Raw genomic sequence first — 13,249 nt, forward strand, 5'->3', positions numbered from 1 at the left:
GGGTGTCAGTTGACTTCGTCGGGGTGCGAGGCCACGCGGCCGGCCGCTCCCTCGTCCAGGGCGGTGATGGCGGCGACCTCTGCGTCGCTCAGCGTGAAGTCGAACACGTCGAGGTTCTCGCGGAGGCGCTCGGCGCGCACGGACTTGGGGAAGACGATGCGCCCGTCCTGCAGGTGCCAGCGCAGCACAACCTGCGCTGCCGACTTGCCATGTGCCGCGGCGGCGTCGCTGATGGGGGCGAAGTCCTGCAGGTCGTACTTGCCCTGGCCCAGCGGACCCCAGGCCTCGATCTTCACGTCATGCTGTGCAGCCCACTCGGCGATCTCACGCTGCTGGTATCGCGGGTGCAGCTCGATCTGGTTGACGGCCGGAACCACACCGACCTCGGCGACCGAGCGCTCCAGGTGCGGAACCAGGAAGTTCGAGACACCGGCGCTGCGCGTGAGGCCGGCGTCGCGGATCTCGACGACCTTCTGCCAGGCGTGCACGTAGTTGTCCTTCGCCGGCGTGGGCCAGTGCACGAGGTACAGGTCGACGAAGTCGAGACGGAGCTTGGCGAGGCTCTCCTCGATGGCGCGGTTCGGCTCGTCGCCGTCGTGGCGGTCGTTCCACAGCTTCGTGGTGATGTACAGCTCGTCGCGCGCGATGCCGGACGCGGCGATCGCGGCGCCGACGCCCTCCTCGTTGCCGTAGATGGCCGCGGTGTCGATGTGGCGGTAGCCGATCTCCAGCGCCTCGCTCACCGCCCGCTCGGTGTCTGCCGGCGGCACCTTGAAGACGCCGTAGCCGAGCTGGGGAATCGTGTTGCCGTCATTGAGGGTGAGGGTGGGAATGCTCATCGTTCTATGCAACCACCGTTTCCGCTCCGGCACGACGGCTTCGTCGCATCCGGTCATGCTCGAAGCGGCGAGTCAGAGGTGCGTCTGGATCTCGATGTCCATACGGACCGCGGCGAGCGCGTCGAGCTCCGACACGTTGATCACGAGACCGGCGATTCCCCCTCGCGGGAACAGGTCGAGGCGGAGTGTCGAGCCCGCGGCGGCGGTCTTCGTCGTCCCGTGGATGAGCGTGGCCAAGCGCTCTTGCCGCTCGTCATAGTCGTTGCCTCGCGTCTCACCCTCGGCGATTACCTCACCGCCCGGGTCGATGCAGGAGATGCGGATGACGTCCTCGTCGCCTCCCTGCTCCGGTGGGGTTCCCTCCAGCCAGAAGCCGCCCATCACCCGGGCCCAGGGCGCCCACGACGACCACGGCAGCCGGACCACGGACGGTGCCGGGAGCATCCAGAGGGCGACGGACAGACGATCACGGTCGAACCCATCGATCTGCGCGATGGTGTGCTCCCACGCCGGCAACACCTCGGCGAGAAAGCGCGCGAAGGCGAGCGGATCGTCGCCGGGGACGGTGAAGCTGGTCTCCACGAACGTGCCGCGAGCGCGTGAGGACCGCACCCTGACCCCCGCGGGCACCCGGGGCGCAGGCACGTCAGCGGGCAGGTTCAGCGAGATCAGCCCGTGCGGGCCCTCATCGTCCGCGCTCATGACCCTCCGCCCATGCCCCGAAATGAGGGGAATGCGCCGAGGTTAGTACCGAATCGGGCGCCACGCCCTCGCCGGGCGTAAATCTCCTCGTTTCGTGCCTGCGCCGCCGGCACGGCGCGTGCGTGAGAGACTGGAGGGCTATGTCTGCGCCCGTCATCGTGTATCCCCCGGAGCTGCCGGTCAGTGCGGCGCGCGACGAGATCGCCGCCACGATCCGCGACCACCAGGTGGTGATCGTCGCGGGCGCCACGGGGTCGGGAAAGACCACCCAGCTGCCGAAGATCGCGTATGAGCTGGGTCGGCGCCGCATCGCGCACACGCAGCCACGACGACTCGCCGCCCGCACCATCGCCGAGCGCATCGCCGAGGAGATGCGGGTGCAGCTCGGCACCGTGGTCGGCTACAAGGTCCGCTTCACCGATCAGGTGTCCGAGGACACCGCGATCGCCCTGATGACCGACGGCATCCTGCTCAACGAGATCCATCGCGACCGGCTGCTGCGTCGCTACGACACGATCATCATCGACGAGGCCCACGAGCGCTCCCTCAACATCGACTTCCTCATGGGCTACCTCGTGCGGATCCTCCCCGAGCGGCCCGACCTCAAGGTCATCATCACGTCGGCGACCATCGATCCGGAGAGCTTCGCGAAGCACTTCGGTCAGGCCGACTCCCCCGCCCCGGTCATCGAAGTGTCCGGACGCACCTACCCGGTCGAGATCCGCTACCGGGCTCCCGAGCAGGACGAGGACGACGACGAGAGCGGCGACGACATCGACGCGATCGTCGCGGCGCTGAAGGAGCTCGACCGCGAGGCCCCCGGCGACGTGCTCGTGTTCCTCCCCGGCGAGGCGGAGATCCGTGACGCCGCCGACGCCGTGCGCGGCGCGTTCCGCAGCACGACGGCACCGGTCGAGGTGCTGCCGCTGTTCGGCCGTCTGTCCGCCGCCGATCAGCACCGGGTGTTCGAGCCCTCCCGCGTCGCCGGTGTGCGTCGGCGCGTGATCCTCGCCACCAACGTCGCGGAGACCTCGCTCACGGTGCCCGGCATCAAGTACGTCATCGACACCGGCACGGCCCGCATCTCGCGATACTCGACGCGCTCGAAGGTGCAGCGGCTGCCGATCGAGGCGGTCTCCCAGGCCTCGGCGCAGCAGCGCTCCGGACGCGCGGGTCGCACCAGCGACGGCATCGCGATCCGCCTCTACGCCGAAGAGGACTTCGAGCGTCGCCCGGAGTTCACCGATCCCGAGATCCTCCGCACGAACCTCGCCTCGGTCGTGCTGCAGATGCTGTCCCTCGGGTTCGGCGACATCGCTGCCTTCCCCTTCCTCACCCCGCCGGACTCGCGCAACATCAAGGCCGCGATCGATCTGCTCACCGAGCTCGGCGCGGTGCGCGAGGGTCGCGACGGACCGCAGCTCACGCGCATCGGCCGTGATCTGTCGCGTCTGCCGATCGAGCCGCGGTTCGCCCGCATGCTCCTGGAGGGCGCGCGCACGGGTGTTCTCGGCGACCTCCTCGCCATCGTCGGCGGGCTCTCGATCCAGGACGTCCGCGAGCGCCCGGAGGAGAAGCGGGAGCAGGCAGACGCGAAGCACGCGCGCTTCACCGATCCGACCAGCGATTTCCTCACACTGCTGAACCTCTGGAATCACCTGACCGAACAGCGCGACGCGCTGGGGTCGTCGGCATTCCGCCGGCTCTGCCGCGACGAGTTCCTCAACTACGTCCGCGTGCGTGAGTGGTTCGACGTGCATCGCCAGCTCACCAGCCTCACGCGCGATGTGGCGCGCCGCGAGCGGGACCGTCCCACGGACCGCGCCGCGTCCGGTCGGCGCGCGCCGAGTCGTCGAGATTCTCGAACCTCGGATTCTCGATCCGCCGAGTCCGCGCCGCGCGAGGGAAGCCGGATCCCGGGCGCGCAGGCCGACGCGATCCACCAGGCGATCCTGGCGGGTCTGCTGAGCCAGATCGGCGTGCTCGATGAGCGGTCGGCACCGAAGCAGGTGCCGGGTCAGCGTCCCGAGAAGGGCCGGAAGATCAGCCAGTACCGCGGCGCGCGCGGCATCACCTTCTCGATCTTCCCGGGATCCGGGCTGCGTAAGCGTTCGCCGCAGGCGGTGATGGCGGCGGAGCTGGTGGAGACCTCACGGCTCTTCGCCCGCACGGTCGCCGCGATCGATCCGGCGTGGGCGGAGGCGCTGGCCGGCGATCTCGCGCACCGTTCCGTGAGCGAGCCGCACTGGTCCAAGCAGTCCGGTGCCGCGATGGCGTACGAGAAGGTCACGCTGTACGGCGTGGAGATCATCCCGCGCCGCCGCGTGCAGTTCGCGCGCGTGGATCGTGCGGCCGCGCGGGAGATGTTCGTGCGGCACGCGCTGGTGGAGGGCGAATGGGATCCCACGCGGCTCCCTCAGAACCTCACGCAGTTCCTCCGGCAGAATCACGAGCTGCGTCGCCGACTCGAGAAGCAGGAGGAGCGCGAGCGCCGACGCGACATCCTCGTGGGCGATGAGGCCGTCTTCGACTTCTATCAGGCGCGGATCCCTGCCGAGGTGTTCGACGTCCGATCCTTCGAGGCGTGGTGGCGCGAGAGCATCGCGCGCACCCCGAAGCTGCTCACCATGCGTGAGGACGACCTCGTCGATCGCGCGCACCGCTCCGACGCGAACGACTTCCCGTCGCGCTGGACGCAGGGCGATCAGACGCTGAATCTCGCCTACCGGTTCGAGCCGGGTGCCGCCGATGACGGTGTCTCCGTGGTCGTCCCGCTTCCGCTGCTCGCGGGACTTCGGCCCGACGGTTTCGACTGGCAGGTCCCGGGAATGCGGGACGAACTCATCACGGCGATGCTGCGCGCCCTTCCCAAGGCGATCCGCCGCAACGTCGTCCCGGCCGCCGACTGGGCCGAGAAGTTCTCCGCGGAGCTGGCCGGCACCGGCCCGGAGGACACCGATGGGCTTCCGGCGTCGAGCCTTGCGGCCGCACTCGCGCGGCGCATCCAGCCCATCGCGAACCAGCCGGTATCCGCCGACGCGTTCGAGCTGGAGCGCGTGCCGGCACACCTCATGGTGTCGTTCCGAGCCGTGGACGCACGCGGACGAGCCATCGACTCCGACCGTGACCTCGCGGCCCTGCAGTCCCGTCTCGCCGATCGCGCGCGCGACTCCGTCGCCTCCTCCCTGCAGCGGACGCCGTCCTCTGCTCCGGATCGTGTCGCGGCCGCGCCGCAGCGCACCATCGAGCGCAGCGGGATCACCGACTGGGACTTCGACGATCTTCCCGTGCAGGTGGACACGAAGGTGGCCGGCGGCGTGGTGCGCGGCTATCCGGCGCTGTCCGACGACGGGGAATCCGTGTCGATCCGCGTGCTGACCGATCCGGCAGAGGCCGAGCGCATGACCCGTGCGGGCGTGCGTCGGCTGGTCCTGCTGCACGTCGCGACGCCGGTCTCGTACGTGCAGGAGCATCTGACCTCGAAAGAGAAGCTGTCCCTGGCGGCTTCCCCGTACTCGGGCGTGCGCGCACTGATCGAGGACGCACGCGTCGCCGTCGCCGACGACGTGATCACCGCCACCGTACCCGGCGTCGTCCGCACCCGCGCGGAGTTCGAACGGGCGCGCGATGCCGTCTCCGCGGCCGTCATCGATCGCACGTTCCAGACGGTGAGCCTGATCTCCCGCATCCTCGATCTGCACCGCGAGGCAGGAAAGCTCCTCAAGGGCACGACCAGCATGGCCCTGCTCGGTGCTCTCGGCGACATCCGCGCGCAGCTCGATGCGCTCGTGCGCCCCGGCTTCGTGTCAGCCACAGGCCTCGCGCGTCTCGCCCATCTGCCGCGGTATCTCGAGGCGGTGAAGATCCGGCTCAAGCAGCTCAGCGAGAACGCCGGCCGCGATCGCGCCTGGATGACCGAGTTCGAGCGTGCGCGCACGCTCTACGAGGAAGCCGGTGGCACCCTCCCGGAGACGCCGGGGATGGCGGCATCCCTGGTCCACGTCCGCTGGCTTCTGGAGGAATTCCGGGTGTCGCTGTTCGCCCAGCGTCTCGGCACGGCCGAAGCGGTGTCCGCACAGCGCATCGCGAAGGCCCTGCGCGAGCGCGCCTGAGTCGTACGTCCTTCACCCGTGCGCGTGCGTCCGCGCGAATAGCACCCCGCCCTGATCAGCGCCTTCAGAGCATCGGCGTACGGTGGAATGCGGCCATCAGCCGCGAAGGGGAACGTATGAACGTCGACCAGCAGTCCAACACGCCACAACCCGGAGAACCCGGGGACCGAGCACCGCATCCGACAGCGGTGCTTCCCACCACACCACTGCGCCGCCGCGACGCCGCGAAGCGCATCTTCCGCGAGGTGAACACGCCATACGGCGTGCACCCCGCGTTGATCCCCGGGATCGGGGTCGATGACACCGGTCGGAAGTTCAGCACCAACTGGTGGGTGTTCGTGATCACCGCGGCGTTCACCGCCGGCTTCATCACGTGGGGTCTCGTGGACACCGACGGGATGGGCCGCTTCGCCACCGCCGCACTCGGTGCCGTCTCGACGAACTTCGGCTGGCTGTTCTCGCTTCTCACGCTCGTGGTGTTCGTGTTCATGCTGGTGGTCTCGTTGAGCGCGCGCGGTCGGATCCCGCTGGGCGCGGATGGCGAGAAGCCGGAGTTCTCCACCATCTCGTGGATCACAATGCTCTTCGCAGCAGGGATGGGCATCGGGCTGTTGTTCTACGGCCCGTATGAACCGCTGGTGTATTTCCTCGAACCGCCCACCGGCTTCCACGTGGACGAGGGCTCCCGCGAGGCCATGCTCAGCGCGATGGCGCAGACCATGTTCCACTGGGGTCCGCTCGCCTGGAGCTACTACGCTCTCGTCGGCGGTGCGATCGCCTACGTCGCCTACCGCAGAGCGCGCTCTCCCCTCATCTCCTCGATCTTCGATCCGATCTTCAGCGAGCGCACCAAGGGTCCGCTCGGCGCGATCATCGACATGCTGGCGATCATCGTCACCCTGTTCGGAACCGCGGTGTCCCTGGGCATCGGTGCGCTGCAGATCGCACGCGGCATCGAGATCGTCGGCGGCATCGGCCCGGTGGGCAACGGCGTGATCATCGGCATCATCGCCGTGCTGACCTGCGCGTTCATCCTCTCGGCGGTCTCCGGGGTGAAGCGCGGCATCCGCATCCTCTCCAACATCAACATGCTCATGGTGACGGTGCTGGCCGTGTTCGTGTTCGTGGTGGGCCCCGCGCTGTTCCTGCTGAACTTCATCCCCACCGCCGGGGTCGCCTTCCTCACGGACCTCGGCACCATGCTGCAGCGCTCCAGCGCCGAGGGTGCCGACACCGCCGAGTTCATGAAGACCTGGACCACCTACTACTGGGCGTGGTGGGTGTCGTGGACTCCCTTCGTGGGCATGTTCATCGCGAAGATCTCCCGCGGACGCACCATCCGCCAGTTCACCCTCGTGGTCATGATCGTGCCGTCCCTGGTGTGCCTGATCTGGTTCGGCGTGTTCGGCGGCACCGCCATGCGCATGCAGGAGTCGGGCCAGGATGTGGCCGGCGCGGGTGACGCCCAGGACATCCTTTTCAACGTGCTGGGGCAGCTGCCGCTGTCCACCGTCACCGCCGTGGTCGCGATGATCGCTGTCGTGATCTTCTTCGTGACCAGCGCCGACTCGGCATCGATCGTGATGGGGCAGATGAGCCAGCGCGGAAACCCCACGCCGGCCCGCTGGGTGACGATCACCTGGGGTATCGCGCTCGCGGCCATCGCCACCACGCTGCTGTTGGCGGGAGGCAAGGATGCGCTCACCGCGTTGCAGTCGCTCGTGACCGTGTCGGCGCTGCCGTTCGCGATCATCGTCATCGGCATCATGTTCGCGTGGTGGAAGGAGTTGTCCACCGACCCGCTCATCCTGCGCGCCCGGTTCGCGAAGGTGGCCATCGCGCAGGGTGTGCGCCGCGGCATCGAGGAGCACGGCGACGACTTCGTGTTTGAATCTTCGCCCACGGAACCTGACGAGGGTGCCGGCGCCTGGCTCGACAGCACAGCACCCGCGCTCACCGAGTGGTACGAGGAGGCGAAAACCGGCGCGATCGACGTGATCCTGCAGCAGGTGGATGACGCAGCAGCTGCGGAGAACACCGCGGCGGCCGCGCTCGCGGAGGCAGCGGCCGAGGTGGCCGAGGCGAGCCCTGGTGCCGACGACGCCGCGCTCCCGGAGGCCGAGGGCGCGCGGGCTTCGGATGGCGAACCCGTAGACGGCGACCCTGCCGACGCTGCACGGCGTTCGGAGGGCGAAGACTCGAACGGCGACGCTGCGAGCCACCACACCGCTGGCGGTGCGCGGCGTTCGGAGGAAGAAGAGCCGCGTCATCCACAGCGCCCCGACGCCTGATCTCCGCTTCGCCTACGCTGTCCGGATGCCTCCCGCACGTTCCGTCCGCTCGCCGCGCGCCCGGATCCTCGGGTTCGTCCGGCGCCACGGCGGGTCGGTGCTCGGGTCGATCACGGCGACCACTGCGGATTCCGTGGTTCTCACGTTCGACGACGGCCCCGATCCGGATCAGACGCCGCAGGTGCTCGAGGCCCTCGCCGAGCACCGCGCCAGCGCCACGTTCTTCGTGCTCCTCACCCGGGTGCGGGAGCACCCTGAACTCCTGCGGGCGGTGTCCGCGGCGGGGCACGAAATCGCGCTTCACGGCGGCGATCACCGAGCGCTGACGAGCTTCTCGGGAGCGGAGGCGGCGTCCCGACTCGCGCGAGCCCGCATCGAGCTGGAGGCGGTGACCGGAACTCCGGTGCGGTGGTACCGACCGCCCTACGGCGCACAATCCCCCACCAGCTGGCGTGCGGTGCGTCGGACAGGACTCGTGCCGGTCCTGTGGTCCGGCACCCTCCACGACTCCGCCGCGGTCGACGCCGCCCGACGCTCTGAGGCCGCCGATCGTGCCGCCGCGGCGGGCCGGATCGTCCTGGCCCACGACGGCATCGCCGACGAACGCGATGGTGTGACGGATCCGCCGGCCCCCGTCGCGGACCGCGCCGCGCTCGCGCGCGAGTTCCTCCGTCTGTGCCGCGACCGCGGACTTCCGGTGCGCTCCCTCCGTGATGCGCTGGGGTCGGGTGCCGCTCCCGTGCGCACGTTGGAGCTCACGACCCTCCGCTCCCGCTGACCTCATCGCGAGACACCCAAGCAAGTCCGAGAAACCCTGCGTCGCGGGGTTTCTCGGACGTGCGTGGGTGTTTCGCGGCGTGACGACGTGCGCGAGTGGCGGCCCGGGCGCGTGCGCAGCGTGCCTAGATATCCCAGGGGTGTAGTTTGTCAAGCGGCGAGGGCGTGGCGGTGTGCCCAGGCGATGGTTTCGTCGTAGGGGGTGTGGTGGCGGAGGCAGCCGTCGAGGATCCCGACGAGCCGGTTCGAAAGTGCGCGGAGCGCGGCGTGGTGGGTGGCTCCGGCGGCTCGGTGGGCGTCGTAGAACGCGCGGGCGCCGGGTGATGTGCTGAGCGCGCAGAACGCTTGCTGGTGCAGTGCGTCGGCGAGGCGCCGGTTGCGGGCGTAGCGGGCCAGGACGATGCGGCGGGTGCCGGATGCGCGGGTGATGGGGCTGGTGCCGGCGTAGTTTCGGCGGGCTTTCGCGTCGGTGAAGCGGTCGGGGTCGTCTCCGAACTCGGCGAGCACCCTCGCGCCGAGGATCGTTCCCAGGCCGGGCTGGCTGGTGATGATCTCAGCGTCCGGGTGCTGGCCAAAACACGACTCGACCTCTGCTTCCAGGGCGGTGATCTGATCGGTCATCGCGTGCAGCACTGTCGCGATCGCGGTGATCGAGGTGCCGTAGGCGGCCGCGACCGGTTCGGGTAGCTCGAGCTGCTCGGATCGGAGGACGGTGAGGATCTCGAGGGCGCGGTGTTCGAGGTTGCGTTGTCGTCCCGCTCGGCGCAGCACCGTGACGAGCCGGGTGCGAGTCAGGGCCCGCCCGGCGGCCGGTGTCGGGGCGACGGCGAGGACGGCGAGGGCGTCTCGCCCGGCGAGGTTGTCGCTGAACGCGGTCAACGCGGCAGGGTAGAACTCCCGCAGCATCGATCGCAGCTGGTTGGCCTGCCGCTGTTTCGACCAGATCATCGTCTGATGCGTCCTTGCCAGCGCTTTCACCGCCTCGGCGAGGTCGCTGTCGCCGGTCGCGGGTCGGTGATGGTCACGGTCGGTGCGGACGATCTCGGCGAGCACGTGCGCGTCTCCGGGGTCGCTTTTCGCACCCGAGGTCGAGTGCCGCTGCCGATACCGGGCCGACTGTTGCGGATTGATCGGATAGACCGTGTAACCAGCCGCGATCAGCGCCTGCACCCACCCGCCCCGATCAGTCTCGATCCCCACGAACACCATGCTCGGATCGTCGCCGTCGTCGAGATGATCTGCGATCAGCGCGTGCAGTCGCGCCAGCCCCGTCACGCCCTCTGGCAGGCGACGGCGGACCAGCACCGCACCCTGCTCGTCTTGCAGTTCGATGTCGTGATGGGCTTCAGCCCAGTCATCACCGAGGAACAGCATCGTCCCGACTCCCTTCACGAACCTGATCAACACAAGTCCCGGAGAAAGCTCGCAGCGCCCTAATGGTTCAGTGCTCGAAGCACGTCATCCCAGCAGCCATCACCGCTTCCCCACCAACCAATGAGGGCACGATCTAGGCGTAGACCTCATGACGGTCAGGCTGAACGAGTGCTCACTCACTGGCAGACTTGCACACCACACTGCCCCAACGGAGCCGCGTGATACACCCCCATTAGGCTGAAGGACATGACTCAGGCGATCCAGTACGAACAGCTCGGCGGCCCCGAAGTCCTCTCGCTGCGCGAGGTCGAACTCCCCGCGACCGGACCGGACGAGATCCGGATCCGTGTCGAGGCCGCGGGAGTGAACCCCGTCGACGGCAAGCTGCGGTCCGGACTTCGGGCATCGCCGCCGTTCACCGGTCCGCGCGGCACGGGCCACGACGGAGCGGGCATCGTGACGGAGGTCGGTTCCGAGGTCGACGGCTTTCGCGTGGGCGACGCCGTCGCGTTCGGCAACGCGCACGGCGCGTACGCCACGGACGTGATCGTCGCCGCGATCGACGCCGCGCCGCGCCCGGCCGCGGTCTCCGCGTCCGCCGGTGCCGCCCTCGGCATCCCCGCCGGCACCGCGTATCAGACGCTCCGCTCGCTCGCGGTCAGCGCGAACGACACCGTGCTGGTGCACGGCGGCTCCGGCTCGGTCGGGCAGTTCCTGATCCAGTACGCGCGGCTGCTCGGTGCCACGGTCATCGCCACCTCCAGCGAGCGTCGTGCCGACGTGGTCCGCGCGCTCGGCGCCACGCAGGTGACCTACGGCCCCGGGCTCATCGAGCGCGTGCGCGCCATCGTCCCGGACGGCGTGAGCGTCGCGATCGACGCGGCCGGCACGGACGAGGCGAACGAGGCGTCAGTCGCGCTGGTTCACGACCGCTCGCGCGCGGCCACCCTGGTACGTGGTGCGGATGCCGCCGGCTGGGGCATCCGCTCCTTCCGCGGCGGCGGACCGTCTCCCCTCACGGCGCAGGAAGAGGCGTGGCGGCGCGAAGCCCTGCCGCTGACGCTTTCGCTTCTGGCAGCCGGTGCATTCCAGGTGGAGCTGGGCGCGAGCGTCCCCCTCGCCGACGCGGGAAAGGCGCAGGAAGCCGTCGACGCGGGCACCGATGGCAAGGTCGTCGTCGTCCCCTGAACCCCCGTGGAAGATCAGGAACGCACCTCCAGCCGGGCTGGAGGTGCGTTCCTGATCACCGATCGACCTCAGGCGTTCCCGGTGGCGACCGGAAGTCCTGGGGTGTTCGACCAGGCACTCCACGACCCGAGGAACACCGACACGGAGCGCCCCGCGACCTCCGCCGCCAGCGCCGCCTGGGCCGCGGTGATCCCCGACCCGCAGTAGGTCGCCACCTTCGTATCGGCCTTAGCTCCCACCGCGTCGAACGCGGCGGCGATCTCGGCGGGCGAGCGGAAGGTGCCGTCCTCGCGGAAGTACGAGACCGAGGGGAGGTTGACCGCTCCCGGAATGTGGCCGGCGATCGGATCGAACGGCTCGACATCGCCGCGGAACCGTTCGGCGGCACGCACGTCCACCAGCACCCCGTCAACGGGCCAGGCGGCCGCCGTGTCGATGTCGATGCCGGTGGGAATCTCGCCCAGCGTGATCGTGCCGGGGATGGGCACGACGTCGTCGGTGGCGAGCTCACCGCCCGCCGCGATCCAGGCGGGAAGACCACCATCCAGTACGCGGATATCGACGCCGGCACCACGCAGCGTCCACCAGGTGCGACCTGAGGCCAGGGTGGATCCGCCGTCGTAGACCACCACCCGATCACCGTCGTTGAGGCCCCAGCGGCGCGCCGCGTTCTGCAGCGTCTCGTGCGACGCCTGCGGGTGACGGCCCGCCGAGGGCGCTCCGTGAGAGGTGAGTTCGTCATCGAGGGGCACGTACACCGCGCCGGGGATGTGGCCGGCGAGGTAGTCGTCACGACCGTCGGGCTTGACCAGCTGGTAGCGAACGTCGAGAAGTCGCGGTGGCTCCGCGCTGGCGAGTTCGGTGATGAGTTCTGCGGCGGAGACCAATGCGGACATGGCTCCATCCTGCACCCTGGTCACCGCACGGACGAACACCGCCCCGCGCGCGCCCGTGGCCGATAGGCTCGGCTGCATGACTGCTTTGCGATGGGGAATTCTGGCCACGGGCGGTATCGCTCATTCCTTCATGTCGGATCTTCGCCTCGCGGAACGCGAAGTCGTCGCCGTCGCGTCGCGGACCCAGGAGAGCGCCGACGCGTTCGCGTCCGAGTTCGGCATCCCGCGCGCGCACGGGTCGTGGGCGGACCTGGCCGCGGACCCCGACGTCGACATCGTCTACATCGCGACCCCGCACCCGCAGCACGCCGAACCGGCACTCATGATGATCGAGGCGGGAAAGCACGTGCTCATCGAGAAGGCGTTCACCGTCAACGCCGCCGAAGCCGCCCAGATCGGTGACGCCGCCGCCGCGAAGGGCGTCCTGGCGATGGAGGCGATGTGGACCCGCTATCTCCCCCACATGATCCGCATCCGGGAGATCCTCGCCGCGGGAACGCTCGGCGAGGTGCGCAGCCTCACCGCCGATCACACGCAGTCGATCACGGCCGACCCCACCCACCGGCTGAACGCACTGGAGCTCGGTGGTGGTGCGCTGCTGGATCTCGGCATCTACCCCATCTCCTTCACGTGGGACGTGTTCGGCCGTCCCGACCGCATCCTCGCGGCCGCACGCAAGATGGAGACGGGGGCAGACGAAGAGCTCGCCACGATCTTCACCTATCCGGACGGTCAGATCGCCACCACCTTCAGCTCATCGCGCACGAAGGGTCGCAACACCGCGACGATCCTCGGCACCGACGCCCGCATCGAGATCGCTGGTGTCTGGTACGCGAAGACCTCGTTCCAGGTGATCGCGAACGACGGCACGGTGCTGGAGAGCTACGAGTCCGACTACGACGGTCGCGGCCTATACTTCGAGGCGCTCGCCGCCGAACGTCTCGTGGCGGCCGGCGAACTCGGCGGGGACATCCTGACCATCGATGAGACGGTCGCCATCATGGCGTGCCTCGACGAGATCCGCTCGCAGATCGGCCTGGTGTACCCGGGCGAGAGCACCGACTGAGAGG

9 protein-coding genes are annotated in these 13,249 nt (G+C 69.2%); 5 read left to right on the top strand and 4 right to left on the bottom strand.

Going from position 1 to position 13,249, the window contains the following annotated elements:
- Positions 1-5: 5 nt before the first annotated feature.
- On the bottom strand, positions 6-839 hold the full coding sequence (locus ABTV68_RS14750; protein ID WP_433674462.1) for an aldo/keto reductase: 834 nt from the start codon (positions 837-839) through the stop codon (positions 6-8).
- A 72-nt stretch (positions 840-911) separates the two neighbouring features.
- Positions 912-1,541, bottom strand: a complete 630-nt coding sequence (locus ABTV68_RS14755; RefSeq protein ID WP_433674463.1) for a hypothetical protein — start codon at positions 1,539-1,541, stop codon at positions 912-914.
- Between the two features lie 140 nt (positions 1,542-1,681).
- Between ABTV68_RS14755 and hrpA the strand changes: the two genes are divergently transcribed.
- From hrpA to ABTV68_RS14770, 3 genes are all read left to right on the top strand, one after another.
- Positions 1,682-5,653, top strand: coding sequence for an ATP-dependent RNA helicase HrpA (gene hrpA, locus ABTV68_RS14760; protein WP_433674464.1), 3,972 nt, complete (start codon positions 1,682-1,684; stop codon positions 5,651-5,653).
- A gap of 116 nt (positions 5,654-5,769) precedes the next feature.
- Positions 5,770-7,944 carry a BCCT family transporter gene (locus ABTV68_RS14765; RefSeq protein WP_433674465.1) on the top strand — a complete coding sequence of 725 codons (2,175 nt, stop codon included), beginning with the start codon at positions 5,770-5,772 and terminating at the stop codon, positions 7,942-7,944.
- Between the two features lie 25 nt (positions 7,945-7,969).
- Positions 7,970-8,722: a polysaccharide deacetylase family protein gene (locus ABTV68_RS14770; RefSeq protein WP_433674466.1), complete on the top strand. Its 753-nt coding sequence runs from the start codon at positions 7,970-7,972 to the stop codon at positions 8,720-8,722.
- Between the two features lie 149 nt (positions 8,723-8,871).
- Here ABTV68_RS14770 and ABTV68_RS14775 read toward each other — a convergent pair whose 3' ends face one another.
- On the bottom strand, positions 8,872-10,095 hold the full coding sequence (locus ABTV68_RS14775) for an IS110 family transposase (protein ID WP_433674467.1): 1,224 nt from the start codon (positions 10,093-10,095) through the stop codon (positions 8,872-8,874).
- Positions 10,096-10,341: 246 nt separating this feature from the next.
- Between ABTV68_RS14775 and ABTV68_RS14780 the strand changes: the two genes are divergently transcribed.
- Complete coding sequence (locus ABTV68_RS14780; protein ID WP_433674468.1) at positions 10,342-11,283, top strand: NADP-dependent oxidoreductase; 942 nt, start codon at positions 10,342-10,344, stop codon at positions 11,281-11,283.
- A gap of 68 nt (positions 11,284-11,351) precedes the next feature.
- On the opposite strand, the gene ABTV68_RS14785 is transcribed toward ABTV68_RS14780, so the two are convergent.
- On the bottom strand, positions 11,352-12,179 hold the full coding sequence (locus ABTV68_RS14785) for a sulfurtransferase (RefSeq protein ID WP_433674469.1): 828 nt from the start codon (positions 12,177-12,179) through the stop codon (positions 11,352-11,354).
- Positions 12,180-12,255: 76 nt separating this feature from the next.
- On the opposite strand from ABTV68_RS14785, the gene ABTV68_RS14790 reads away from it, so the two are divergent.
- Entirely contained in the window at positions 12,256-13,245 is a 990-nt protein-coding gene (locus tag ABTV68_RS14790) for a Gfo/Idh/MocA family protein (RefSeq protein ID WP_433674470.1), read from the top strand.
- Positions 13,246-13,249: the final 4 nt, after the last annotated feature.

The organism is Microbacterium gorillae, from assembly GCF_050990725.1.
GTDB lineage: Bacteria > Actinomycetota > Actinomycetes > Actinomycetales > Microbacteriaceae > Microbacterium > Microbacterium gorillae_A.